This window comes from Granulicella mallensis, from assembly GCF_014203225.1.
GTDB lineage: Bacteria > Acidobacteriota > Terriglobia > Terriglobales > Acidobacteriaceae > Granulicella > Granulicella mallensis_A.
In genome coordinates this window covers 331284-356224 of the sequence record NZ_JACHIO010000004.1, presented here as the reverse complement: position 1 = coordinate 356224, position 24941 = coordinate 331284, and the positions used below count along the sequence as shown (strand labels likewise).

At 57.0% G+C, this 24941-nt stretch carries 18 protein-coding genes; 11 read left to right on the top strand and 7 right to left on the bottom strand.

The genetic code is table 11. The features are described from left to right. Window positions 1-12: 12 nt before the first annotated feature. The 4 genes from HDF15_RS06200 (at window position 13) to HDF15_RS06185 (ending at window position 3019) form a co-directional block, all read left to right on the top strand. Window positions 13-273, top strand: coding sequence for a hypothetical protein (locus tag HDF15_RS06200; protein WP_184253767.1), 261 nt, complete (start codon window positions 13-15; stop codon window positions 271-273). A 3-nt stretch (window positions 274-276) separates the two neighbouring features. Beyond that, window positions 277-807 carry a ubiquitin-conjugating enzyme E2 gene (locus HDF15_RS06195; protein WP_184253766.1) on the top strand — a complete coding sequence of 177 codons (531 nt, stop codon included), beginning with the start codon at window positions 277-279 and terminating at the stop codon, window positions 805-807. Continuing rightward, on the top strand, window positions 804-1781 hold the full coding sequence (locus tag HDF15_RS06190) for a serine/threonine-protein kinase (RefSeq protein WP_184253765.1): 978 nt from the start codon (window positions 804-806) through the stop codon (window positions 1779-1781). The genes HDF15_RS06195 and HDF15_RS06190 overlap by 4 nt, the downstream gene beginning before the upstream one ends. Before the next feature lie 179 nt (window positions 1782-1960). Continuing rightward, on the top strand, window positions 1961-3019 hold the full coding sequence (locus tag HDF15_RS06185; protein ID WP_184253764.1) for an STAS-like domain-containing protein: 1059 nt from the start codon (window positions 1961-1963) through the stop codon (window positions 3017-3019). Window positions 3020-3352: 333 nt separating this feature from the next. Here the strand turns inward: HDF15_RS06185 and HDF15_RS06180 are convergent, their stop codons facing one another. The 3 genes from HDF15_RS06180 to HDF15_RS06170 all read right to left on the bottom strand — a co-directional run bounded on the left by HDF15_RS06180 (window position 3353) and on the right by HDF15_RS06170 (window position 8722). Then, window positions 3353-5323 carry a pyrroloquinoline quinone-dependent dehydrogenase gene (locus HDF15_RS06180; protein WP_184253763.1) on the bottom strand — a complete coding sequence of 657 codons (1971 nt, stop codon included), beginning with the start codon at window positions 5321-5323 and terminating at the stop codon, window positions 3353-3355. A gap of 177 nt (window positions 5324-5500) precedes the next feature. Then, on the bottom strand, window positions 5501-6781 hold the full coding sequence (locus HDF15_RS06175) for an acyltransferase (protein ID WP_184253762.1): 1281 nt from the start codon (window positions 6779-6781) through the stop codon (window positions 5501-5503). A 654-nt stretch (window positions 6782-7435) separates the two neighbouring features. Then, window positions 7436-8722, bottom strand: a complete 1287-nt coding sequence (locus HDF15_RS06170) for a glycosyltransferase family 87 protein (RefSeq protein WP_221314294.1) — start codon at window positions 8720-8722, stop codon at window positions 7436-7438. A gap of 308 nt (window positions 8723-9030) precedes the next feature. On the opposite strand from HDF15_RS06170, the gene HDF15_RS06165 reads away from it, so the two are divergent. Further along, window positions 9031-10101 carry an acyltransferase gene (locus HDF15_RS06165; RefSeq protein WP_184253760.1) on the top strand — a complete coding sequence of 357 codons (1071 nt, stop codon included), beginning with the start codon at window positions 9031-9033 and terminating at the stop codon, window positions 10099-10101. 338 nt (window positions 10102-10439) lie between these two features. Here HDF15_RS06165 and HDF15_RS06160 read toward each other — a convergent pair whose 3' ends face one another. The 3 genes from HDF15_RS06160 to HDF15_RS06150 form a co-directional block, all read right to left on the bottom strand. Beyond that, window positions 10440-11693, bottom strand: coding sequence for an acyltransferase (locus HDF15_RS06160; protein ID WP_311733047.1), 1254 nt, complete (start codon window positions 11691-11693; stop codon window positions 10440-10442). A 588-nt stretch (window positions 11694-12281) separates the two neighbouring features. Next, a complete protein-coding gene (locus HDF15_RS06155; protein WP_184253757.1) occupies window positions 12282-13475 on the bottom strand; it encodes a sugar MFS transporter in 1194 nt (397 codons plus the stop codon). Continuing rightward, on the bottom strand, window positions 13472-14539 hold the full coding sequence (locus HDF15_RS06150; protein WP_014267315.1) for a LacI family DNA-binding transcriptional regulator: 1068 nt from the start codon (window positions 14537-14539) through the stop codon (window positions 13472-13474). Before HDF15_RS06150 ends, HDF15_RS06155 begins: the two co-directional genes overlap by 4 nt. Before the next feature lie 219 nt (window positions 14540-14758). Between HDF15_RS06150 and HDF15_RS06145 the strand changes: the two genes are divergently transcribed. Next, window positions 14759-16195, top strand: coding sequence for a glycoside hydrolase family 30 beta sandwich domain-containing protein (locus HDF15_RS06145; protein WP_184253755.1), 1437 nt, complete (start codon window positions 14759-14761; stop codon window positions 16193-16195). 199 nt (window positions 16196-16394) lie between these two features. On the opposite strand, the gene HDF15_RS06140 is transcribed toward HDF15_RS06145, so the two are convergent. After that, entirely contained in the window at window positions 16395-17543 is a 1149-nt protein-coding gene (locus HDF15_RS06140; protein WP_184253753.1) for a sulfite reductase flavoprotein subunit alpha, read from the bottom strand. 99 nt (window positions 17544-17642) lie between these two features. Between HDF15_RS06140 and HDF15_RS06135 the strand changes: the two genes are divergently transcribed. The 5 genes from HDF15_RS06135 to guaA all read left to right on the top strand — a co-directional run bounded on the left by HDF15_RS06135 (window position 17643) and on the right by guaA (window position 24695). Further along, window positions 17643-18503 carry a deoxyribonuclease IV gene (locus HDF15_RS06135; RefSeq protein WP_184253751.1) on the top strand — a complete coding sequence of 287 codons (861 nt, stop codon included), beginning with the start codon at window positions 17643-17645 and terminating at the stop codon, window positions 18501-18503. Between the two features lie 179 nt (window positions 18504-18682). Continuing rightward, window positions 18683-19459, top strand: a complete 777-nt coding sequence (locus tag HDF15_RS06130; RefSeq protein WP_221314293.1) for a hypothetical protein — start codon at window positions 18683-18685, stop codon at window positions 19457-19459. Between the two features lie 27 nt (window positions 19460-19486). Continuing rightward, window positions 19487-22102: a leucine--tRNA ligase gene (leuS, locus tag HDF15_RS06125; protein WP_184253747.1), complete on the top strand. Its 2616-nt coding sequence runs from the start codon at window positions 19487-19489 to the stop codon at window positions 22100-22102. Then, on the top strand, window positions 22102-23019 hold the full coding sequence (locus HDF15_RS06120; RefSeq protein ID WP_311733045.1) for a hypothetical protein: 918 nt from the start codon (window positions 22102-22104) through the stop codon (window positions 23017-23019). The genes leuS and HDF15_RS06120 overlap by 1 nt, the downstream gene beginning before the upstream one ends. A 104-nt stretch (window positions 23020-23123) precedes the next feature. Beyond that, window positions 23124-24695 carry a glutamine-hydrolyzing GMP synthase gene (gene guaA, locus HDF15_RS06115; RefSeq protein ID WP_184253745.1) on the top strand — a complete coding sequence of 524 codons (1572 nt, stop codon included), beginning with the start codon at window positions 23124-23126 and terminating at the stop codon, window positions 24693-24695. The last annotated feature ends 246 nt before the right edge of the window (window positions 24696-24941 follow it).

Below are 24941 nucleotides of genomic sequence, written 5' to 3'. Positions count from 1 at the left end.
AATAAGTCGGCCATGCCCAAGTATCAGATCTACTTCGAAACAATCAGCGGCGAGACGAAGTACAACGTCGATATCGACGAGGGAGAGACCCTCAATATGGTGTTGGAGGAGATCCTCTTCGACCTGCGCGAACGCGGCAATGTGCTGAAGGGCGATGGCGAGCCCGAGGTGATCTGGAATGGATCGACTCTCGACTTTGCCGCGCCGCTCTCTCAGCAGGGAGTGCGTCCCAACGATGTGCTGCGCGTCTCCACCGCAGCCACCAATGGGTAAGCTGTGACCGGTTCCGAGCGAAGACTGCAGGCGGAGTGGGATCTGCTGCAGGGGCTCGCGCAGTTGAATCCCGGTAGGCTTACTGATATCTCGGCGGAGGACAAACTGTTTCGCGTGACCCTGCGCGAAGCTCCCGCCCGTCTGGCCCGTGCCGTACACGACGAGCCGGTGACCGTGCATCGCTTTCGGGTGCTTTATCCATCGTACTTTCCCGCAGTGCCGTTAGAGCTCTACGTGGACGCTGCCTTTCAGCATCCTAATGTTCATCCGGAGACCGGTTTTGTTTGTCTCTGGGAGCGGCATCGGGCCGAGAACACGGTGGAGCATGCCCTGCACAAGGTCGTTGCGATGATGGATGGACGTTTGTACAACCGCGAAGCCCTGCACATCATGCAGCCGGAGGCCTTGGGCTGGATCGAGCAGCAGCACAGCGAAGGGTTCGCGCCGATCCAGGTAAAGCCGCTTCTCGGTGTCACGCATGATACCTTTGCGCTGAATCCAGAAACGCAGAATAGGAGACACCGGCTGTCGTGATCGCCTTAGGGATAAGCCAGGCAAAGGCTGCGCCATTGAACGTGGATAACGGCGCCGACCTTACCGATATTGCGGCGCGGCTGCAGATTATCTTTGGCGGCCGCTTCGAGGTGCTGCGTCCCCTCGCCATCGGCGGAATGGCAACGATCTTCCAACTGCGCCATCGTCTGCATAAAGGCCTGTTCGTCGCGAAGGTGTTGCATCCGCGCCTTGCCGGCAAGCCGGGCATCATCCGCAGTTTTCGCGCGGAGGCCGCTCATGCCGCGCGGCTCGGAGGCCATCCGAACGCCGTTCCGGTCTTCGACTTTGGAGAGTTGGATGGTTTGTTCTTTATGACCATGCCTTATGTCGAAGGTGAGGATGTCGACAAGCTGCTGGAGCGAAACGGTCCTTTGTCGCGTGTAGAGACTCTCGACTTTGCCGCACAGATCAGCAGTTTGCTCAGCTTTGCGGAGACCGAGGGCATCGTCCACTGCGACCTGACGCCTGCCAATATCCGGCTCGATATCTTCGGACTTTACCGCCTGCTCGATTTCGGAATCTCGCACTCGGAGTCCTGTGGCCGCGAGCGCTCTTTTCGCGGTGGCACCCCGCTGTACACTAGCCCGGAACAACTGCGGGGCGAGACCCCGGACTTTCGCAGCGATCTCTACTCCCTTGGAGCCATCCTGGCGGAGATGCTGACAGGACAACCGTTGTTCCACGCAGAGACTCTGGATGCGATCGATCGAAAGCATCTCAAGGGAGACTGGAAGCTTCCTTCTGCTGTGACGCAGGACAAAGCCATCAAACACCTGCTTGAAAAACTGCTGGCAACCAGGCGAGAGGATCGCTTTCAAAGTGCCTTCGAGGTCTCGGGGGCATTGGCAGGACTCGGATTTTCACGGCCCGAGTTTCGCGAACGCCTGGCGATCCGTGCCACTTCCAAAGCACCGATCAATACCGTTCGCCGCGCTCGCCTGAGCGCCGAGTAATGGTGATTTCCTTAGAGCAGTTTCCCTTTACATCTATACGGAAGCTGCTCTAGGCGTAGTAGCGGATCGCTTCGGTCAATGTCTTCGGCTGATCCATAAGTTTCCGGTTGCGCCTCTTATGTTTCCAATGGTAAGGCTTTAGGTTGACAATTAGGGCAGGAAAAGTTTACAAATAAGACATGACGGGGATTCGCAAAAATACCGAAGACATTAGAGCTTTCATCTTGGAACACATTGACGAAGAGGGGATAGCCGCCAAGGTAGCTGAAAAGTTCAAGATCACTCGTCAAGCGGCCAATAGGCATCTCCAAAAGCTGACTGGTGAGGGATCATTAGTGGCGGACGGCGTAACACGAAAACGTTCCTACAAGATGGCGGAAACTGCAGCTGTCACTTTCCGTTATGTAATCGAACCTGGACTTGCTGAAGATGTCGTTTGGAGACGAGATATTCAGCCGTTCTTAGGGGAACTACCCGATAACGTATTGCACATTTGGAATTACGCGTTCACCGAGATGTTCAATAACGCCATTGATCACTCAAGCGGAACTCACATTTTGGTACGAGTTAAGAAGTCTGCTGTTGATTCGGAAATCTCGATTGTGGACGACGGGATAGGCATCTTCAAAAAGATTCAAGATGCCCTAAATCTACCAGATGAAAGACAAGCCATTTTCGAACTCCAGAAAGGAAAACTGACCACTGATTCGGTCAACCATTCTGGTCAAGGCATCTTCTTCACTTCGCGGATGGTGGGCGGCTTCGATATCTTGTCAGGTGGGGTCTTCTTTAGTCACGAACTTGGAAATGAAGTGGACTGGATGATTGAGCGCGACGTTTCTTGGGACGGAACTGCTGTTTTCCTAAAGGTGGAAAATCACACTGCCCGTACTGTCAAGAAGGTCTATGACCAATTCAGTGTCAATGGATCAGAAGGCTTCAACAAGACGGTCGTGCCCGTGAAGCTGGCAAAGTACGGAAACGATCAGCTGGTTTCGCGGTCTCAGGCTAAGCGGGTACTCATGCGCGTAGACCGTTTCGCACAAGTAATTTTTAATTTCGAAGGCGTAGACATGATTGGGCAGGCCTTCGCTGATCAGATCTTCCGAGTCTTTGCGGCAGAGCACCCTGAAGTTTCCCTAATCCCGTCCCATGCGAATCCAGACATCCTGAAGTTGATAGTGGCGACCATCAAAGCAGGGCGTCCCGGATTCAAGGGAGACCTACCCATCGAATAGTATGTGCTAGCAAAGATCCGGCCCCGCTCCAGTTCTCTGGCGCGGGGCTTTCTACTGGGATAGCATGGCTCACACACTCAAGTCTCTCGCTGGCTTCTTGCTCTCCTCAGTCGGTGTGTGGTGTCTGGATCGGCTATATCAATGAATCGCATATAAGGGCGGGACTAGCCTCTCTCCACTCCGGCCTTCGGCAGAATGGAAAGAGATGTTGCTCAGTTCTTACGGCCCGGCGGAAGCCGGGCTCGTCCGATGTTTGCCTCAAGAAGTTATTTGCAAGGCTTAATCTCCTTCTCGAATTGCAGTTTGATGACAGGCCCTAGCTCACGGCGAAACCTATTGCAAAGCGAAAGCAACAACCGAATCACCCAGCGGAGTTCCCAGTCCCCCGTGACCCCCGGCTGAAATCACGACATACTGGCGTCCGTGGAACATGTAGGTCATCGGCGTGGATTGCGCAGGAACCGGCAACGCGCCGGTCCAGACCTCTTTGCCTGTGGCCTTGTCGATTGCGCGGAGTAGCGGCTCGGATGTGCCTGCGGTGAAGAGCAGCCCTCCGGCGGTAACGATGGGAGCTCCGAAGTTTACCGTGCCGGTATGACGGCCAGGATCGAGCGTGCCGAGCGGCTTGCGCCAGAGGAACTTACCGGTATTGAGATTCAGCGCGCTGGTGGCTCCCCAGGGAGTTGGTGTGCAGGGGCGGCCGTCGTCGTCCTGCAGCACCCGGCGATAGATGAGATAGGGCGCTCCGGCATTGGCCGAGATCTCGCCGACCGAGTCGGGACTGTTCACCATATTGTGGCTGCGTTGATAGCTGTAACCCGCAGACCCTTTGTGCTCGGCCTCAGCGGACTGTGTCGGATTGGCATGGCTGTCGGGAGGATAGTGCAGGCGGTCGATAAGCCGAATCTCGTAGGCCGATCCATTGGTGTTGGAGTAGAGTATCCCCGTCTCCGGATCGAAGGACATGGAAGCCCAGTTGATGCCGCCGAGGCTGCCGGGATACTGCAAAGTGCCTCCTATGCTGGGCGGCGTAAAGATGCCGTCGTAACGCAGGCTGCGAAGCTTGGCGAAACAGACTGCTTTGCTCTGCGCATCATGGCCTTTGAGCCGTGTGGGGTTGATGGTGAGTGGGTTCATCGGGGGCAGCGAAGAGAAAGGCTGGGTTGGGGAAGTCCGTTCGCCCGGAATATCGCTGGTGGGAACAGGACGTTCTTCGACAGGGTAGAGCGGCTCGCCGGTGAGACGGTTGAGAACGAAGACGCTGCCGATCTTGGCCGAGACCGCGAGGGCGGGGATGTGTCCCTGGAAGTCGAAGAGCAGGGGTTCGGCGGCGACGTCGTAGTCCCAGATATCGTGATGCACCAACTGGAAGGCCCAGACCTTTTTGCCGGTGCGGGCATCGAGCGCGACGATGGAGTTGGCGTCTTTATCGTCACCGGGGCGCAGGCCTCCGTAGAAGTCAGGTGAGGGAGCGCCGGTGGGGACGAAGACGAGATTGTGCGCCGGATCGGCGGCGATGACGGCCCAGGCATTGCCGGCGCCTGTGCGTGGATGCTGCTGCGTCGCCCAGGGAAGCGGGTTCCAGCCCCAGAGCAGACGGCCCGTGCGCACGTCGTAGCCGCGAACGACGCCGGGTTCGACCTCGACCGCCTGGTTGTCGGGAACGGCTGAACCCACGACCACGACATCGCCAATGACGGTGGGTGGCGATGTATTCCCGAAGGACCTGTAATTCGTCAGGGTGGGAATATTTGCTTTGAGGTCGACCTGACCGTCGTTGCCGAAATCGGCGCAGGGTTTGCCGGTGGCAGCATCGACGGCGATCAGGCGTGCGTCGAGTGTGGCTACGAAGATTCGACCGGCGCAGGGAGAGCTGCTGCCTGCGGCACTCTGCCAGGCTGCAACGCCGCGCGAGGTGTAGTTGCCTGTGACGAGATCGTCAGGAATATGAGGATCGTAGGTCCAGCGTTCCGCACCTGTTGCGGGGTCGAGCGCGATGATGCGGTCGAAGGCCGTGGTGAGGTACAGGGTCTCGTTGAAGAGGATCGGTGTGGCTTCAAAGTTGCTTTTGCTTCCCGAAAGATTAGAGGTCTCGAGCGCATGGGTGTGATACGTCCAGACGGGATGCAGCTTCGCGACATTCTTCCGCGTGATCTGGGCCGCACTGGAGTAACGCTGACCACCCGGATCGCCGCCGTAGGTAGGCCAGCCTTCTCCCGTTGCGGTAGTTTGAGCGTGAAGGCTGAAGGCCGAAAACAGGACAAGCCCGAGGGCAGACAAAGATAGCGAATAGGTTCGACTCATCTAAATGTTTGCGACCTCCTGTGGGATCGTGAGCTGTTCCGCAGAAAGCAAAATATGGAGTTCGGTTTGCGCGAGGACGATGTCCTCGATCGGTTCTTTAAGATGTTCGTTTTGCAGAGAAGAGGACGGCATGAAATAGATAGATGCCAGACAGAAGACCTGGGTATGGCACGGTAGTCAGGATGTTCGTATCGTCCAGCGTTCCTTGAGATTCAGGAAGGGCGTTTCAAAGAACCGGAAGCTGAGCCATGCGAGTGCACAGGTAAGGACGAGGGCGATGAGCGCGGTAGCGTATCTCGCATGCTCCTGTGCGCCGTATATGTGTTCGAGGAGATGGGTGCGATTGAGTAATCTCAGTAGTGCCCCATGGAATAGATCATGAAACACATAAGCTCCATAACTAATGCGGCCCAGCCAGCGCAACGGGCGCAGCTTGAACAGGCGATAGAGAACAGAACCTGGTTGCAATGCGACGACAAGAGCGGAAGCGGCGAAGAGGTCGATAAAGCTGAGGCCACAGGTGAATTTCCACGCCGGGTAGATGTAGTCCCTGTGGTGGTGAAGGGTGAGTGCCAAATACACCGCGGAGATTGCCGCGCACAACCAGAAGAGCCAGTGCGCAATCTTTAGCATGGCATTACGCTGCGTGCCGCGATACCAGAGGGCAATGAGTCCGCCAAGCAGCAGGGCGTCGATGCGAAACGGGGTGACTCGATAAAGGACCTCTACATTGAGCATGTTCTGAGGTAGTACCGTGTTTGCCCAGATGCGCACAAGCGGCATCAGCATTACGCTGCAGCCGCAGATCCAGAGCAGGGTGCGTCGGCTACGGACGAAAAAGATAACCCACGGCCAGAAGAGATAAAACTGTTCTTCCACGCACAAAGACCAGAAGTGCCCCATGTATACGGTGATACCGTGCGCATTTGTTCCGGAGATCTGGGCATCGGCGATGCGTTGCCAGGGTGTTCCGAGGATATAGGGATGCAGGAAGCGCAGATAGTTTCCAAGGTAGAGCGGCCAGGCGATCCAGCTCCGCGACCAGCTCCAGTGGATGAGTGGTGTTGAAAAAAGCAGCACAAGGAAGATGCCATAGTAGAGCGGGAAGATGCGGAGTGTGCGTCGAATGTAGAAGTTCCGCACGCGATGGGGATCGTCACGCGAGTCGAAGAGGATGCCGGTGATCAAAAATCCGGAGAGCACGAAAAAGATATCGACACCGGTCCAGCCCCAGGGGATGGCGGCATAATGCTGGCCGAGAACCATGACAAAGGCAAGCGCGCGTATGCCGTCGAGCGCTGGAAAGTAAGCGCGATTCTCTGGCCTGGTGTGCGCGGTATTGCCTGTTACAGGGCTCCGATTCACTATAGGGGACAATCCCTCATTGCCGACGTCCTGTAACGGAATGATTGCCGTGGAATCAGGTTTTAAGGCAGCCAAATCTTCGATGTTAGGCATTGGCTTATTGTCTCTACTGCTGTGTCTATTAGCAAACTGTTAGTTTGCCAGTCATCGTACTAGGTAGTGTCTGACGAATCGGAGAATAGGAGATAGTGGTTTCGAGCGAAACCAAGATCGCTGCATTCATAGTTTTTGTTTTATGTCTCCCACAGAAACGTCATCCTGAGCGGAGCGTCCCAGCTTTTGGGGACGCGGAGTCGAAGGACCCCGAGGGTTGACCTCTTGCCTATGCCCTTTGGAGCTTTTCTACCCCGAGCGCTCGAGCCTGACTCTCGTGTTGGAAAAGGGTCCGACATCCTTGGCGAGATCAAGTTCTTCGGGGTCCTTCGGTCCTGAGCGTAGTCGAACGGACGCACCTCGCAAAAAACGCGAGGCGCTACGCTCGGGATGACGTCTCTGTGGGGGAACAAAATAGATGATGCGTTGTTGTCCCCGATTCATCAGACACTACCTGGTCCTCGTTCGCCTGCTCTCTTAAGTTTTATGTGACATGTATGCCTCGATGGCCATGCATTACTGGAAATTGCACGGCATGGCAATCTGGAGGGGACGAATTGGATTCCCTTCCTCAGAGGGGTTCCTGTCGTTTCCTCCGGTTTTGCCACAAGCTTAGCCATCGTACTGAAACTCTTTCTCTTAGCTCTTTGTCTCTTACCCTCTTGTAACCATGCCGGAGGGCTCAGTGGTCGGCCTCGCCTGCAACGGGTAACGCAACGTTAGTACCAGCAGCGCAACGAGCAGCAGGCACTTCAACTGTCCGTCCCACTGTTTTCCGTGGTAGATGACCTCAGGAAGAAATACCAGAGTCGCGGCACAGCAAAGTAACATCGCCGTTAATCCCGGAATCCGCTGCCCAGTCCGATACGTGTCGACTGCCAGCAGAATCAAGGCTCCGAACACTGTCAATACATGCAACAGGGTGTATTCAAAGGAGGTCGGCGGAAACAGAACGCAGACTACCGTGCAGAATACGATCTGATTGAGTACCGGTTGCCGCCATACTCTACCGACCAGCAGCCCCAGCGTTAGCAGCGCCATCAGGCCAAGATAGAGCGTCAGGGTTTCGCTTGCCCCGTGTGGATCGATGGCATGCCGCCAGAATATCCGCTTAAATAGCGCGAATAAGGAGTGATCGACGCCTGTCTCGTTTCGCACGGTTAACATGTAAAGCTGTCGAAATAGATCCAGGCCGTGTTGAATGCCCTTTGACGCTGCTGCGAAGGTAGGTCCTACAAACATCAGCGCACCTGCCGAAAAAACAGCGGCAGTCACTACACCGGCAATCGCTTGCCGATATTGCCGCCGAACCAGAAGTAGAACAAGAAACAGCACCGGGTAAATCTTCAAGGATGCTGTCAGCCCAAAGCACACCGCAGCCCCATAGCCTTTGCCCGTTAAAAATAATGCGATGCCGCCTGCAATGAATGCCCATACGATGATTTCGAGGTTAGCCTGGCCCAGCGCAAACCATACAGGATAACAACACAGCAAACTCAAGAGGACCAAGGCTGCTGCAGCGGCCAACCGCACACCGCGTCGAAAGAGCGCCCGCGTAAATAACGCTGCTGCTACTGTCAGCGATCCGAACGCAAAGCTTAGATATGCAGCAACAACGTGTGGCGCGAAGGCATAGAAGCATTCGTACGGTATCGTCGCCGTAGCCGGATACATGAAGGGGGTCACTCCCGTCCATGTGAAAAAAGACTCCGTATGTAGATACTTAAAACGCGGGTAAAAGTTCACCAAATCTGGAAAGCTCACGTTCTCCCTGCGCAATGGCCACCTATAGACAGGATCGCCAAGATGCAGTACGTATCGGCACACAGACTCCGTAGCCACGCAGACCGCCACTGCAACAACCATCAGTAACAGGCAGTGAAGCACTATCGGCGGTACACCCTGCCACGCGCTCTGCCGTTTTACTCCGGCCTCATCCATCGAATGCAATGCCTCTCCGGCTTCAGATCTCATTGTGCAGTTCCCGCCCCACGATACTCAGCGATCGATTCTTCATCTGGAGATACATCCGACCCAGATACTCTCCGATGATGCCGAGCAACATGGCATTGATGCCAGGTGAAGCCAGGATAAGAACAGTAAGCGCGATTCCCCGGTCGTGTGTGAGAGGTGTTGCCGGTTACGATCATCGAATCAGCGATCAGAGGTTCCTCCCGCCTAGTGGGAGGGGACGAATGTCTAGCGATAGCTCGTCCGTAGTATAGCTGTGTTGTGATTGAAGGAGATCGATGATGCAGGAGGTTACAGCCCCTATAATTGAAAAAATGCGAGACCTGCCCAACCTGGATTTTGTCCGATCTATCGCGGTGATTTCAGTGGTTGCAGAGCACACCTTGCTCGCGCTTGGGATCCAACAGGTTGGTCCGTTTCCGGTAGCGTACGCGGGTGTGCTTGGTGTTTTTGTCTTCTTCGTGCTGACTGCGCTGGTGTTGATGTGGTCTTTGGAACGAAAGCCGCACACGTTGGATTTCTACATACGTCGTTGGTTTCGCATCTACCCTTTAGCGATAGCAGCTATCTTGGCGGCAGTGGTTTCGCATGCGCCGGTCGCCGGCACGCCGACTCAGTTTTTTCTGTACACGCACCCGGGAGGAATCACCGGCCTTTTGGTGCAGATGGCCTTGCTGCAGAATGTTATTCATGCCCCTTCTGTACTCTCTGTACTATGGACTTTGCCCTATGAAGTGCAGATGTATCTCCTTCTTCCGCCACTCTATTTTTTTGTAAGACGCAACTTCTCTTTATGGCCGTTGCTGTTGATCTGGGGCCTGGTGCTCCTGCAGTGTCGCTATGTGCCGGCTGACCAGAATAACTTTGCCGTTGCGATTGGATACTTCCTTCCAGGCATCATGTCCTATGTTGCGTTTGGGCGTTGGAAGCCGCGTGCGCCAGGTTGGCTTTTGCCGTTTTTCCTGCTGACGATATGGCTGTTGTTTCTATACCATTGCAACTTTCATAAAGGATGGTACTTCTGTCTTGTGATTGCATTAGCTTTGCCTCTCTTTAAGCAAATGAAGTCAGAGATTGTGTTAGCGCCAAGCCGGATCATTGCACGGTACTCCTATGGCATCTACATAACGCACCCATTCGCGATTGTCATAGGGTTATATCTATTGCGTGGATGCAGTCTGCCAGTGCGTTTACTGGGCGAGGTTGTTCCGTTAGTGGTGCTACCGTTCATTGCCTATCATGTCATCGAGCACCCGATGATGCGCCTTGGTTCTCGACTGGCTGCTCGTGCCGAGAAGAGATACGAGCAGCGGGAGAAGGACCGATCTCGTGAGGTATTGAATTTCTAGTCAAAATATGAGTCGATCCTGCCGGCAGTACCTACAGAGACAACAATTCAGCGACCATGCGATTGGATTCGTAGATACTAGAGCATTTTCCCTGTAGGTGTAGAGCGGTGCCTCGATTTTTATGGGCGTTTTCCCCAATGAAAACGCCACTGCACGCCCGCTTCCGGATTCCCAGCAACAGGGAAAATGCTCTACCCGGCGTCTGATGGTTTATGTGTCGCCGTAATGCGCCATCTTATGTACCCAGAATGGTAAAGCGCATCTTCCATCAAGCGAGGGCAGATATCCTGGCTTGCATGCTGATCGATGAACGCTCTACCGCTATCAAGTGACTATCCTCAGGCAGGTGGAGATTGAGATGGGGCATATTGACTTGAAGGATTCGCCTCTATGGGCGAATTACGTAATGCGCTCACGAGAGCAGCTAGCGCAGAAGGTATGTTATTCGGCAGAGGCGGCGGCACACTGCGGTGTCCAGGAGCAAGCAAGGCCTTCAATCTCAAAAACGGCGATTCCAGGTAGCGGAAACTCAGAAATGCCGCGCCGTAGGTGTAAGCAAAAGCAAGGGGGAAAACAAGAAGATTGAGGTGATAGGGATGCAGTTTGCTGGACACAATCAAAAATTGAGCCTCAGGCAAATCATGAAAAAAATAGAATCCGTAGCTGATGACGCCAAGTCGTCTGAGCGCCGGATGCAGGAGCGCTCGATACACCTTCGATCTCTCATCCAGGCACCTAAGGAGCACGCCACCGCCTGCAAAGGCAATTAACGTGTATCCCACCGTCTGCAGCACAGGATTATCGATCTCAAAATAGCAATGCCCGCTGAAGATAAGCTGCAATAACGTGAGCAGACCGAGACTGCCCCAAAACATGACATGAGCAATACGTCGCAATGACTCGCGAGAGGGGGTTGCGCCACGCAGCCAAAGTGCTATCCATGCGCCCACAAGCAGCGTATCGCACCGCGCATAGGTAGCGTTATAGAGGTATTTTGTCTTGTACGCCAGAGCCGGGTCGTGAAAATAAAGAAGACTCCGTAATACGACCGTCAGACAAATAACGACGGCACATATATTCATCAGTTTTGTGCGTGAAGGAACGAGCCAGACAATAAGCGGCCATAACAAATAAAACTGTTCCTCTACGCATAAGCTCCAGAGCGGCCCCAGCGAGACCTGCATCCCAGGGAGTTGGGGGACCCAAAAGACAGTTGGGTTTCCGTGCTTGAGAAGAACTGCTCCTTTGACGACAAAGTTCATCACATACAGCGGATTTGTCCATATGTAGTTGGAATATCGCAGGTGCAGCAGCGGAGTCAGCAAGAACACTAAAAGGAAAAACCCATAAAAGACTGGAAGAATACGTAATGAACGTCTTATATAAAAATTGCGGAAGTAGTGCTCTGTCCGTTGTGAATCACAGAGGATTCCAGTAATCAAAAAACCGGAGAGAACAAAGAACAGGTCGACTCCTGTCCAGAATCCTGGAAGAAAGTGTCCGGGCAGCGCAATCGGCATGTAATGGCAAAAAAAGACCATAAGGATTGCAACGGCACGTAACCCGTCGAATGCTGGGTAGTATTTATGAATCCAGTTGTGCGGCCTCTGGATTTCTGCTTCCGCAGGCGCGGACTGAATGGCAACCTTGAAGATTGGGTTGGAAATATAGCACCTCTCGAGTACGGTCCATCTCTAGTTGTTCGAACGTCTTCTCCGCGTGAGCGGCAAGCCACAAACCAGGGTGAATCATCGAGCGCTCGATTGCATTATTGGGGAGTTGGCAACAGAAACGCCAACCGCGCAAACCCAGTAAACGAGCACACAGGCAAACTATTTTCACTTATGAGTACACAATGCAATGACATGCTGCAATAGCTGCCAAACGCCGTCAGCTTCTTATCCCAAGTGCTGCAGTCGAGCTAAAAATTGCTCAAAATTAGCGTATGCGAATTGATTCCACCAGGATAGGCTGCTATTGCCAAACGGTAAATGTGAAACCGGCGATGCGTATAAAATTTTGACGTGTGCAGCTTTTATATCAGAAACCGCATTTGCTGACACAAAAAAATATATGTTAATTATTAGGTGCGCAGGCATGCGAAACCACAAAATAGAGTGTTTTCCAATTATGGGGGAGGCGGATATTTTAAATATTAACTTCTTCGATTCATCACATCGTTAAGCTGTGGACGAGCTATCGCCGGACACATTCTCTCTTAGGGCGGGTTCTCTCATTCGCATAACGCTCCACCCTGTTATCGCCATGATCATGGCAGCGGCGCAGGGAACTGCAATTCCCATCCGCAACGATCCTGTTCTGCTGGAGACCGTGCCCGTTAGTAGCGGCAACAGCGCGGAGCCGATGCCCCCGATGACGTAGACGGTATTGCCGCTGTCATGTTCGAACACCAGGGCGAGTAGCAGGGGATAGATGGGGCCGGCGGCGAATCCGATCGCAAAAGCTGCCGACAACAATACGGGACCGTTGCGGAAGAGAATCAAGGCTGCGAGAGCCGTGGCCATCGCCAACAGGTTCCATGTCAGCAGAAACCGTTTTGTGGCTCGTCCAATGGCGGCACTCGAATGGACCAGACGGCTTGTCAGCAGGCCGATCCAAAAGCAGGTAGGCGCGCCTATTGTGATGCGGAGGCTGTCCCCGCTGCGTTGCGAGTAGGTCGCGAGCCAGCCAGCCGACGAAGCCTCCACGCCTGTTGCGCAGAGCACGAGCACCAATAGGGACAGAGGTGCTGCAAACCCTGCCAGTTTGAGAGACCCAGCCGCGGCCTGCGATGGTGTGGGACGAGGCTCATCTCGTTCGAAGGCGGCTACCCACACACCAAAGGCGGCGAAGGCGGAGGCCAGAAGCAGCAAGACGTTTTTTGCATTGGCTGTATTGCGAATGCCCTCGTGCAGGATGATCCAGGGGGCGGTGCAGGCGCCGATAGCCCACAGCAGGTTTAGACGGGTCATCTCAGCCGGGCGCGTCTCCGTCCATCGCCTCGACTGAAGGAGGCTGATGGAGGTCATGGTGATTCCCAGGCCCAGGCCGAAGAGCAGGATCGCTCCATTGGCAGTCCTGCCGGAGGCAAAGGGCAGAAGGGCTGCTCCGATCGAGGTGCAGAGGGTTCCGCGAAAGATCGACCAGCGCAGCGACCCGCGGGAGAGCAGGGCTCCGCTGGTTCCTCCTACGAAGAAAAGGCCCAGCAGTAGTCCCACTTCAGAGTCTTGAAGCGACCAGCGGGCAAGCAGCCACGGCATGAGAGCGCCGGGAAGGGCGCAGGAAAACCCTGTTGCCGCGAAGGCAAGATACAGAGGCAACCGCTTGCGGATCGAAAGCCAGCTAAGGAGCTTCGGCTCAGGAGACGAGTTCATTTCTTCCCGGGATGAGATCGCGCCGCTGCTGATTTCTTCGGAGCCGGTCCTGTCGACTCACGAACGATCAGTTCAGGCTCAATGGTGACAATAGAAGGGACCCGTTCGCCGGCGATCTTTCTCAAGAGCAACTGCGCGGCTGTGCGGCCGAACTCCTGTAGCGGTTGCCGAATCGTCGAGATGCTGGGCACGTTGAATGCTGCAGCGGGGATATCGTCGAAGCCCAGGATGGAGACATCGTGGGGAACGCGCAAACCCGTATCGAAGAGGGCTCGCAGCGTTCCAATGGCGGCGACGTCGTTGAAGCACAGCATGGCGGTGAAGTTGCTCGTGTGGCGCAACAGGTTTCGAATGCCCGGATAACCCAGCTCGGGTGTGTCGAGGTCCTGATCCAGTTTGACGGTCAGGTCGGACGAGACGGTCAGTCCCATGCTGCGTGCTACTTTGACCGTTGCCTTCCAGCGGGCATCCGAGTCCGAGCTGACGTTCTGACCGCGCATGAAGGCGATCTTGCGGTGACCGAGTTGATAAAGGTGTTGTAGCGCCAGCTCTGCCGCACGTTGGTGGTTCAGGACGACATTCGTGACACCGGGCAGGGCATGATGGCTCGCAATGGCCACGGTCGGGCATTGCGGCGATTTCTTGAGATGGGTATCGATGGCCAGGATGCCTTCGATGCCTCGCGCCGCCATCAGGTTGGGATACTCCAGCACCAGGTCTTCGCGATGGCGATGATGCGCCGTGAAGAAGAAGTAGCCCTTGTCGATCAGGGAGTCTCCAGCGCCTGCCAGCACCTGCGTATGGTAGCCCTCGCCGAAGACCGGCAGCAGCACGCCGATGGTCTGGCTCTTCATCCCCTGCAGGGACCGGGCCACAAAACTCGGCTGGTATCCGAACTTCTTGGCGGCGGCATGAACGCGATTGCGCGTGATCTGCGGAATGGAACGCCCCGGAACATTGTTCAGGACGAAGGAGATGGTTGCGGGGCTTAGATCCAGGAAATCGGCAAGCGTCTTGAGGCTTACACGAGCCGGGATGCTTGGTGATTTGGTTGAACGTGGCATTACCGCCCAGTCTAAACCCTGTCAGGGCGGTTGTAGCAGGTTCGGACAGGTTCTTAGCGTGGTTCTTTTGCAGGGACCCTTCTCCTTTAGGGCCACTTGCGCATCACTCCTGCGACTCGTTATAGTTTTCCGGCAGCGCGATCCGCGATGCATCTCGTTTAGACAAGCGTTTATCTTCAATAATCGAAAAGTATTCGGCGACACCAGGAGCAATTCATCATGCGCATCTTTCAAGCTATTTCCCCCTCTTTTCCCCGGATTGCGGCCAGTTCGGTCCTTTTGCTGGGAGCGCTTGCTGTGCCTGCCCGTGCTGCCGGTCCGAAGGTTACGCAATGGCTGACGACGCCGGACCGCACGTCTCTGCTGGCAAAACAGCCTGGGCAACTCCGCTTCAAAGATGCCTCCGGAGCGGGACCCACGATTGAGGTGGATGATGCGAAGACCTTTCAGACAATGGATGGTTTTGGCTTCGCTCTGACGGGAGGAAGCGCCGAGTTGATCATGCGCATGACCCCGAAGGCGCGCACGAGCCTTCTCCATGAGCTCTTTGGCGTGAAGGGGAATGCGATTGGAGTGAGTTATCTCCGGGTGAGCATCGGTTCCTCCGACATGAACGACCACGTGTTTACCTATGACGATCTGGCGCAGGAGGAGAAGGATCTGTCCCTGAAGCACTTCAATCTGGGCCCTGATCTGAAGGACGTGGTTCCTGTTTTGAAGGAGATTCTCGCGATCAACCCCAGGATCTCTATCCTCGCTTCCCCCTGGAGCGCTCCTTCGTGGATGAAGACGAACGACGATCCGAAAGGCGGCTCCCTCAAGCCGGAGTACTACGAGGTTTATAGCCGCTACCTGGTGAAGTACATCGAGGCGATGCGTTCCCTGGGGATTACGATCGCTGCGATCACGATCCAGAACGAGCCGTTGAATCCAAAGAACACGCCGAGTATGTCCATGTCGTCGGAAGAGCAGGAGCAGTTCATCCAGCAGGCTTTTGGGCCGCAGCTTCGCAAGAGCAACCTCGCTACGAAGATCGTCCTCTACGACCACAACTGCGACAAGCCGCAGTATGCGATCTCAATTCTTAAGGACCCAGAGGCCAGCCAGTACGTCGATGGTTCGGGCTTCCATCTTTATGGCGGCACCATCGATGCGATGACGACGGTCCACGACGCGGCTCCGCAAAAGAACCTCTACTTTACCGAGCAGATGATCATCGATCAGAAGTCTGACCCAACTCTCCAGATCGCCAAGCCTGTGTCTCGCGTTGTGATCGGTGCGACTGAAAACTGGAGCCGCAATGTCCTGCTTTGGAACCTGGCGGCCGATCCGCAGTTCGGTCCCCACACCAGCAATGGAGGTTGCCCGGTCTGCGAAGGCGCCATCACCCTCGATGGCGACAAGGTAACTAGAAACCTGGCCTTCTATACCGTTGGTCAGGCATCGAAGTTTATTCCGGTGGGCTCTACTAGGATCGCTTCCAGCCCTGCCTCTGCTGAGATTCCTCCGCATGTTGCCTTTCGCACTCCGGCGGGGAAGCATGTGCTGATCGTTGCCAATCCGGGAGCGGAGGCCAAAACCTTCAATATTCGCTTTGAGGGCAAAGACATCAGCACCAGTCTCGGAGCGAATGCGGCCGCGACGTATACGTGGTGATTCGGGAGTGTTACCTAACCTTGTTCCAGGTCTAACCAACTTCTCGCTTTGAAGGGGCGGGGCTGAAGCCCCGCCCTTTCAAAGCAAAAGCTGAGCCTGGGCGAATTTTGATGATAGGTCCCGGCCTTCTGGCATCATCCACAACACAAAGGCCACCAGAATCTCCTGGCGGCCTTTGTCTGCTTTATGAAGAATGGTTTTAGTAGACGTCGCGCTGATACCGCTTGGCCTTCTTCATCTCCCCGAGATACTCCGTCGCGTGCTCCAGGGTTCCGTTCGAGCCCTTCGCGATCACATCCAGCAATGCATTCTCCACGTCCTTGGCCATGCGGCTTGCATCGCCGCAGACATAGAAGTAAGCTCCGCGTTCCAGCCAGGCGTAGAGTTCCGCAGCCTTCTCCTGCATGCGGTCCTGCACGTAGACTTTCTTGCCCTGGTCGCGCGAGAAGGCGGTGTCGAGCCGTGTCAGCAGGCCGTCCTTCTGCATGCCGAGGAACTGCTCCTTATATAGGTAGTCCGACACCGACCGCTGCTCGCCGAAGAAGAGCCACATGTCGCCCTTTTCGCCGAGGGCCTGGCGATGCTCCAGGAACGCGCGGAACGGTGCGATGCCTGTGCCCGGACCGATCATGATGACCGGCGCATTGGTGTCTTCGGGCAGACGGAACGCGTTGTTCTCGTGCAGGAAGATCGGCATGGTGCTGTCTACGGGAGAGCGCTCGCCGAGGTGGCCCGAGCACACGCCCTGCCGGTCGGCATGGTGGGCGTTGTAGCGGACGACGCGTACGGTCGTATGTACCTGGTCGGGATGTGCTGCCTGGCTGGAGGCGATCGAATACATGCGCGGTGTCAGGCGCTGCAGAACGTTGAACAACTCTTGGGGCTGCTTTACGATGCCCGGAAACTCGGTTGCGAGGTCGATGAACTCACGTCCCCAGACGTACTCCTCAGCGATGGCCTTGTTTTCCTGGCCCATCAGGGCCTTCAGGCCGGCAGGAACGTTCTCGCCGCACAGCTTGGCGTACTGGTTCAGGTTTCCGCGGCCCAGTTTGCCGATGCCGAGGCGCGTCGTCAGCGCATCATGCAGTGAAATCTCGACCTTGTAGTGGTCCAGTACGCGCTCCGTGCCGTCGAAGCCAAGCGCCTTCAGGACGCCTTCTACAGCCTCTTCGCGGTTCGTCGGGATAATTCCGACGGCGTCGCCCGGCGTGTAGGTCATGCCCTCTTCCAGGGCCAGTTCAATGTGGATGGTCTCTTTTTCCGACTCGGGGCCGGTCAGCCGATCGTTTACCAGGACTTTAGAGGTGTAAGGCTGGTTGCGTGTGTACTTCGAAGCATGTTCACTCATGTTCCTTTTATTGTAAACGGCCAGAAACGCCGAGGTCTGCGGGCGAGCGAGCTTTCCAAATGGAAACCGCCGCGCTGCGGTTGCGGTAGGCTTTCTTACATGGCAAAGAAGCGAATTGGTGTGCATGTAGGGACCTCGGGCGGGGTATGGACGGCGGTAGAACGCGCGGCTGCGGCAGGCGCGAACACATTTCAGATCTTCAGCGCGAGTCCCAGGCAGTGGAAGTCCGCGCCTGTAAAGCCTGAAGACGCGCTGAAGATGCAGGAACTGCGTGCAAAGCTCGACGTAAATCCCGTGGCGATCCACGCCAGCTACCTGATCAACCTGTGCTCGCAGACCGAAAGCGTGCGGGCGAACTCCATCGGCGGCTTTCGTGGCGAAGTAGAGCGGGCACTGGCGCTGGGGGCGGAGTTTCTGGTGCTGCATCCGGGAAGCTGGAAGGGGCTGACGCGCGACGAGGGCTTGCGGCTGGCTGCGCAGTCGATCGAGCAGGCTATCGAGGGGCTGGCATGGCAGGACAAGAACTTCCGCATCCTGATCGAGAACACGGCCGGCGCGGAGTTTTCGCTGGGCGGCAGCCTGGAGCAGGTCGCCGAGTTGGTGGAGCGGCTGAAGGCGTGCGCGCCGGTCGCGGTGTGCCTCGATACGTGCCACGTACACGTTGCTGGCTATGACATTGTGTCTCCCGAGGGCTACGACGCGACGATGCAGCAGATCGGCGAGACCGTCGGCTTCGACGCGGTGCGGGTCTGGCATTGCAATGACGCGAAGGCCGCGATGGGCTCGAAGCTCGACCGGCATGAGCATATCGGTGAAGGCACGATTGGGGCGGCGGCATTTCGGCGGCTGTTACACGATGAGCGTTTCGCCCATGCGGCGTTTATCGCGGAGACGCCCGTGGATGAACCCGGCGATGAGACGCGCAATGTGATGGCATTACGGGCGTTGTCGGCGGGGTAAGGGGACGTCGTTGGATGAAGAGCTAGCCCTGCCGCAATGGAAATTTAAAAAGACTTCAGAAGATTGATTGATTTTCTCGTATCGGATTGATTACCTTGATTGCGCTTGACCGTTGAGGAATTAGCTAAGGATCCAGCCGAGAGGGAATGACGATGCGCATGAAGCTTTGTCGTTGGACGATGGCCGCAGCGGCTGCTGGGATGGCTCTGAGCGTGGCGGCGAAAGCGCAGAACTCGGAACCTGTCTGCTCTGTGGGTGTTGGCAGTGCGAGCGGCTACGGCTCTTCGGGTAGAGTTGCCTACACCGCAACTGCAAAGACGATCTTTGAACAGCGACTTCCAGATGGCAACGTCGTTGGTGGTTTCATGCGGACCCACTTGGCGCGTGATGGGGCAGGGAAACGGATGTCCGAAATGGGGCAAGGTTGCGTGCGGGATGAGAATGGCGAGCCGAGAGCTCTGCTTTATGTGAGTGTTTTCGATCCTGCGACGAAGACCTCGATGAATTGGAACGTGGGGAGAGACGATACGCCCAAGGTTGTTAAGGTATTTCATGCGTCGACAACGCCGCGCAAGCCGTTAACGCCGGAAGAGCTTGCCGCTCAACGTAAAGCTGCGGAGAGGCAGCAACCTCCAAGAAACGAGTACAAAACGGAGGATTTGGGCTCCAAAATCATTGCAGGTGTGGAAGTACATGGATCGCGGACGACGCGGACAATTCCGCCAGGGGAGGAAGGCAATCAGCTTCAACTGGTGACGACAAACGAAATCTGGCAGTCGACTAAGCTCGGACTTGTGATGATGACTGTCAGTGACGATCCAAGACACGGAAAGACGACCTACGAGATAGAAGAACTGGACCAGAACGAGCCGAACCCTGCTGTATTCGCTCCTCCCGAGGGGTACAAGATAGAAGACCACCCGGCTGACGTTATAACCGCTTCTACAGCTCAGTAGTGCTCCGGTTCTTTACAATCAATCTGTATGCCAGAGATTGAGAAGAACGAGAACCAGAACCGGTACAATCCCGCAGAGATCGAACCCAGGTGGCAGGCGCGGTGGGACGCCGATCCTTCGCTTTACGCAGCGGAGCCGCATTCGAGCGGCAAACCCAAGTTTTATTGCCTCGAGATGCTGCCGTACCCCAGCGGCCAACTGCACATGGGGCATGTGCGCAACTACTCCATCGGCGATGCGCTAGCGCGCTTTATGTGGATGCGCGGCTATAACGTGCTGCACCCCATGGGCTGGGACGCCTTCGGCCTGCCGGCGGAGAACGCCGCGCTCAAGAACAACACGCCGCCGCGCGAGTGGACCCTCAAGAACATCGAGCAGATGAAGGTGCAGATGCGGCGCATCGGCCTCAGCTACGACTGGGCCGGCACCGAGATCGCCACCTGCCTGCCCGAGTACTACCGCTGGAACCAGTGGATCTTCCTGAAGATGGTCGAAAACGACCTCGCTTATCGCAAATCGAGCAAGGTGAACTGGTGCCCGAAGTGCGCGACCGTGCTGGCGAACGAGCAGGTCATCGGCGGTTGCTGCTGGCGTCACGAAGACACGCTCGTAGAGCAACGCGAGCTGGAACAGTGGTTCCTGCGCATCACGAAGTATGCCGATGAGCTGCTGGACGGCCTGGACAAGCTGCCCGGCTGGCCCGAGAAGGTGCGCACGATGCAGCGCAACTGGATCGGACGCAGTGAAGGCACGCACGTCGACTTTGCTGTCAGCGAGCCGGAGGGGCAGCGAGTCAGCGAGTCAGCGAGTCAGCGAGTCAGTGAGCCGGAGGGAAAGATTCGGGTGTTTACGACCCGTGTGGATACCATCTTTGGTGCGACGTCGATTCAGCTTGCGCCGGAGCACCCGTTGGTCAAGCAGTGGGCGTTGAATGATGCTGCATTGCAGCAGTCTGTTGAGGAGATGATCGGGCAGCAGAAGGTCGCGCGTGAGACTGGTGATATCGGCAACATCGAGAAGCATGGTGTCTCTACCGGCGGGCATGCGGTCAATCCCTTCAACGGCGAGACGCTGCCGATCTGGGTCGCGAACTATATTCTGGCGGACTACGGCACGGGCGCGATCATGAGCGTTCCGGGTCACGATGAGCGCGACTTTGAGTTCGCGCAGAAGTATGGCCTGCCGATCAAGCGTGTTGTTGCGCCGAGCGTTTCCGGCACCGAAGAGATTGCGCTCCCCTACACCGGCAAGGAAGAGGCCGTGCTGGTCGACTCCGGCGAGTGGACCGGTGAGGCTTCGCTCGAAGCGCAGGACAAGATGGCTCGCTTCGCTGAGGAACACGGCTTCGGCCAGAAGACCACGACGTTCCGCCTGAAGGACTGGGGCGTGAGCCGCCAGCGCTACTGGGGCACGCCGATCCCGATGGTGTATTGCATCAACGGACATGAGGGCGTGAAGCCCCAGGGCGTCGTTGCTCTGCCGGAGAGCGCGTTGCCGGTGCTGCTGCCGGAGAAGATCGAGATCACGCAGGAGGGCGGTTCGCCGCTCGCCAAGGTGCCGGAGTTCGTCAACACCACCTGTCCGGTGTGCGGTGGTCCCGCGCGGCGTGAGACCGACACGATGGATACCTTCGTCGATTCGAGCTGGTACTTCTATCGCTACACCGATGCACGGAACTCGAATGCGCCGTTCGATTCCGACAAGGCTAATTACTGGTTCCCGATCGACCAGTACATTGGCGGCGTAGAGCACGCCATTCTGCACCTGATCTACTCGCGCTTCTGGACGAAGGTGATGCGAGATCTCGGGTTGATCAAGAATGCCGAGCCTGCCGAGCGCCTGTTTACGCAGGGCATGGTCATCAAGGACGGCGCGAAGATGTCCAAGTCGAAGGGCAACGTGGTCTCGCCCGACGAGATGATCTCGCGCTACGGCGCCGATGCGACACGCATGTACGCCCTCTTCGCTGCGCCGCCGGATCGCGATCTGGAGTGGCAGGAAGAGGGCGTTGCGGGCATTAGCCGCTTCCTGGCGCGCGTCTATCGGCTGACTTCGAAGTTCGCGCCTGTTGTGCGCGAGCTGGAGAAGAACGCACACGGCGATGAGATTGCCCCGTCGGCGTTTGCGGCTCAGACGCCAGCCGGCGCGGCGCTGCTGCGCACGCTGCATCAGACGATCGCCAAGATCACCGAGGACTTCAGCGGGCGCTGGCACTTCAACACCTGCATCGCCGCGATCATGATCCTGGTGAACGAGATCTCCACCGCCGAAGCGGCGATGGACGCGGGCGATATCTCCGCAGGCACGATTGCCGAGGTCTTCCATAAGCTGGTGTTGATGCTCGCCCCGTTCGCGCCTTTCATGGCGGCGGAGTTGTGGGAGCAGATGGGCGGCGAAGGCGTGCTGTTCCGGCAGCCCTGGCCGGAGGCCGACGCGGAACTCGCACGTGAGAGCGAGATTGAGATTCCCGTGCAGATCAACGGCAAGCTCGCGAACGTGGTGAAGGTCGCCGCGGAGAGCGACGAAGAGACGATCAAGGCGGCAGCCCTGGCAGATGAAAAGGTCGCCGCGCGGCTCGTGGGCAAGACGGTGGTCAAGACCATTGTGGTCAAGGGCCGCATGGTGAACCTGGTGGTGAAGTAGTGCCGGAGACTGCAGGCCATCACGTACCGGTTCGTGGAACGCAGTCGTTCGTTGGCGTGATGGCCGCAGTGTGGAAGCGGCCATCGCTCACGGGTTTTGAAGTGCTTTGGCGCTGGCTTGTCGGGGGGCCGATTGTTGCGCTGGTCGCCTGGGAGGCTATGCGCATCCAGCGTGTTGTGCCGGTGGATACACGTGCGCTCGAGGCGATGACGGTCTTCAAGCCCGTGGACGCGGCGCAGACCCTGAGCCTGGTGGCGAGTGCTCTGCTGCCAGCGATCCTGCATGTCGCCCTTTGGCTTGCGCCGCTCGCGTTGATAGCCTGGGCGGTGGTGGCTGCGTTCGGCAGAACGTATGTGCTGCGTCGCCTGGATCCACAACTGGTTCCGAAACCGGGGACGCTGCTGGTGCTGGGCGGCCTGCGCATCGTCGTGCTGCTGGCGGTGTATGGAGTCTGGTTCTGGGGCGTTCAGTTTGCGGGGCAGGCGGCGGTTACAGGGCCTGTGGTCCACGGTGGCGAGCCGAACCTGGTGCTCTACGCTGCGATGCTGATCTGCGGGACTCTGGCTCTGTTTGTCGCCTGGGCGGCTACCGGATGGCTGCTCGATATTGCGCCGGTGCTCGCGATGGTTCGCGGTATCGGTGCGATGGAAAGCCTGCGGCAGGCGTGGAAGCTGGGGCCTCTGCGCGGCAAACTGGTCGAGATCAACCTGGTGATGGGGATCATCAGGATCGCGCTGCTGGTGCTGGCGCTGGTCTTCTCGGCCTGTCCGCTGCCGTTTGAGAGTGTGGCGACGCAGGATTTCCTGGTGCACTGGAGTATGGGAGTGGGCGTGCTGTACCTGCTGGCGTCGGACTACTTCCACGTTGTGCGGACGGCGGCCTATATTTCGCTTTGCCGGGTGTATGAAGTGGCTTGAGGCTGTTTCGCCGTTGCTTGTCTTTCGTCGTCATCCTGAGCCGCAGGCTCAGGATGACGACGAAAAACAAAAGCTAGGCAGACCCATAGATTTAGACTAGATCTGTGGACACTCCTCAAACTTCAACCATCGTCATCCTCGATTTTGGATCGCAGTACACCCAACTGATCGCGCGTCGCATCCGCGAGTTCAATGTCTTCTCCGTCGTGCTGCCCTGCACAACGCCTCTCGATAAAGTGCTGGCTCTTCAGCCGAAGGGCATCGTGCTCTCCGGAGGCCCATCGAGCGTGTACGACGATACAGCCCCCAAGGCCGATCCCAAGGTGCTCGAAACCGGCCTGCCGGTGCTTGGCATCTGCTACGGACTCCAGTTCATGACCCATCATCTCGGCGGCAAGGTCGTTCCCGCCGCGGCCCGCGAGTATGGCCATGCGGAGGTCGAACTCGTCGATCCGACGGCGCTATTCCATGGCCTGCCGGAGAAGCTGGAAGTCTGGATGTCGCATGGCGACCACGCTGAGACGCTTGCGCCAGGCTTTCGCGTGACAGCCCGCACGGCCAACGCCGTGGCGAGTATCGCCGATGAGTCGCGCAAGATGTGGGCGGTACAGTTCCATCCCGAGGTAGCGCACACCAAGCAGGGCATGGCCCTGTTGAAGAACTTCGCTGTAGACATCTGCGGCGCAAAGCAGGATTGGACCCCCGAGCACTTCATCGCTACGACTGTCGCCAAGATTCGCGAGCAGGTAGGCGAGACGGGGCATGCTATCTGCGGCCTCAGCGGCGGTGTGGATTCGAGCGTTGCGGCGGTGCTGGTCGCGCGTGCGATTGGCGACAGGCTGACGTGCATCTTCGTAAACAATGGCGTGCTGCGCAAGGACGAGTTTGCGAAGGTACAGAAGACCATGCGCGAGGAGCTGAAGCTGAACGTCGTCGCGGTTGATGCGAGCGAACGATTCCTTGGCAAGCTGGCGGGTGTGACCGACCCCGAGAAGAAGCGCAAGATTATCGGCAACGAGTTCATCTCGGTCTTCGACGATGAAGCCAAGAAGATCTTTGAGGCGGAGAAGTCCTCGGGCGAGGAGATTGCCTGGTTGGTGCAGGGGACACTCTACCCCGACGTGATCGAATCCGCCAGTGTCCATGGGCCTTCGCACGTGATCAAGAGCCATCACAACGTCGGTGGCCTGCCGGAAGACATGAAGCTCAAGCTGATCGAGCCGCTACGCGATCTCTTCAAGGATGAGGTTCGCCGTATCGGCCGCGATCTCGATATGCCGGAGGAGATTCTTGAACGCCAGCCCTTTCCGGGGCCCGGTCTCGCGGTGCGCATCCTTGGCGAGGTTACGCCGGACCGTGTGGCCATCCTGCAGGAGGCGGATGCGATCTGTGTCGAAGAGATCAAGCGCGCGGGACTCTACCGTAAGGTCTGGCAGAGCTTCGCGGTGCTGCTGCCAGTCAAATCTGTGGGGGTGATGGGCGACCAGCGCACCTATGCCTATACCTGCGCGATTCGTGCGGTGGAGAGCGAAGACGGCATGACTGCCGACTGGGCTGCGCTGCCGTATGAGGTGCTGCGTGCTATCTCCAGCCGCATCGTAAGCGAGGTGCGGGGAATCAATCGCGTGGTGTATGACATTACGTCGAAGCCGCCAGGGACGATTGAGTGGGAGTAATCGGTTAGTCCACTCATCGAGTGGGCCTTCAAAATAAAGGCGGGTGATGAGATGCAGGGCCAACGGCCCGGTTTCATACCAGCCTGGGGCAAAGCCCCAGGTACGCGAATTACCAAGACACTAAGGGCTGAAGGCCCGACTCATGAGTGCCAGGGATGAGTCGGGCTTTCAGCCCTCACAAATTTCCTCACCCTTTTCCTGGGGCTTCACCCCAGGCTGGTATGAAATCGGGCCGTTGGCCCTGCG

Excerpts from the sequence above, each read along its gene's own strand:
- HDF15_RS06170 (WP_221314294.1), bottom strand. The coding sequence starts at position 8,722 with ATGGATGAGGCCGGAGTAAAACGGCAGAGCGCGTGGCAGGGTGTACCG.
- HDF15_RS06165 (WP_184253760.1), top strand. The coding sequence starts at position 9,031 with ATGATGCAGGAGGTTACAGCCCCTATAATTGAAAAAATGCGAGACCTG.
- HDF15_RS06140 (WP_184253753.1), bottom strand. The coding sequence starts at position 17,543 with ATGAGTGAACATGCTTCGAAGTACACACGCAACCAGCCTTACACCTCT.
- HDF15_RS06155 (WP_184253757.1), bottom strand. The coding sequence starts at position 13,475 with ATGAACTCGTCTCCTGAGCCGAAGCTCCTTAGCTGGCTTTCGATCCGC.
- HDF15_RS06135 (WP_184253751.1), top strand. The coding sequence starts at position 17,643 with ATGGCAAAGAAGCGAATTGGTGTGCATGTAGGGACCTCGGGCGGGGTA.
- leuS (WP_184253747.1), top strand. The coding sequence starts at position 19,487 with ATGCCAGAGATTGAGAAGAACGAGAACCAGAACCGGTACAATCCCGCA.
- HDF15_RS06180 (WP_184253763.1), bottom strand. The coding sequence starts at position 5,323 with ATGAGTCGAACCTATTCGCTATCTTTGTCTGCCCTCGGGCTTGTCCTG.
- HDF15_RS06175 (WP_184253762.1), bottom strand. The coding sequence starts at position 6,781 with ATGCCTAACATCGAAGATTTGGCTGCCTTAAAACCTGATTCCACGGCA.
- HDF15_RS06185 (WP_184253764.1), top strand. The coding sequence starts at position 1,961 with ATGACGGGGATTCGCAAAAATACCGAAGACATTAGAGCTTTCATCTTG.
- HDF15_RS06130 (WP_221314293.1), top strand. The coding sequence starts at position 18,683 with ATGGCCGCAGCGGCTGCTGGGATGGCTCTGAGCGTGGCGGCGAAAGCG.
- HDF15_RS06200 (WP_184253767.1), top strand. The coding sequence starts at position 13 with ATGCCCAAGTATCAGATCTACTTCGAAACAATCAGCGGCGAGACGAAG.
- HDF15_RS06150 (WP_014267315.1), bottom strand. The coding sequence starts at position 14,539 with ATGCCACGTTCAACCAAATCACCAAGCATCCCGGCTCGTGTAAGCCTC.
- HDF15_RS06145 (WP_184253755.1), top strand. The coding sequence starts at position 14,759 with ATGCGCATCTTTCAAGCTATTTCCCCCTCTTTTCCCCGGATTGCGGCC.